General features: G+C 73.5%; 1 protein-coding gene. It reads left to right on the top strand.

Translation table 11 applies throughout. The annotated features are described in order from the left end of the window. Positions 1-19: 19 nt before the first annotated feature. Positions 20-404, top strand: a 385-nt coding sequence (locus tag DRV85_RS19240; protein ID WP_233495566.1) for an NAD-dependent epimerase/dehydratase family protein, incomplete at its 3' end; no start/stop codon positions are given.

A 404-nucleotide genomic window follows, 5' to 3' on the forward strand; every position in this document is an offset into this window, starting at 1 on the left:
CTACGGCGTGACCAAGGGCATGGCGGAGGACCTGGCCCATCTCTACGCCCGGCGCGAGGGCCTGCCGGTCGTCGTGCTGCGCGCCGCGCGCTTCTTTCCCGAGGCCGACGACGACCCGGAACGGCGGGCGGCGTATTCCGACGACAACCTCAAGGCCAACGAGTTCACCTATCGCCGCCTCGACATCGAGGATTGCGCCGAGGCGCATCTGCTGACCGTCGGGCGCGCGCCCGGTCTGGGCTTCGCGCGGCTGATCCTCTCGGCGCCCACGCCCTTCCTCCCGGGCGACGCCGCCGCGCTGGGAACCGACGCCGAGGCGGCGCTCTTCGCCCGCGTGCCGGAGGCGCGTGCCATCTACGCGCGGCTCGGCTGGCGCATGCTGCCGCGGCTGGACCGGGTCTACG

This window comes from Rhodosalinus halophilus (genome assembly GCF_003298775.1).
GTDB classification, from domain to species: domain Bacteria; phylum Pseudomonadota; class Alphaproteobacteria; order Rhodobacterales; family Rhodobacteraceae; genus Rhodosalinus; species Rhodosalinus halophilus.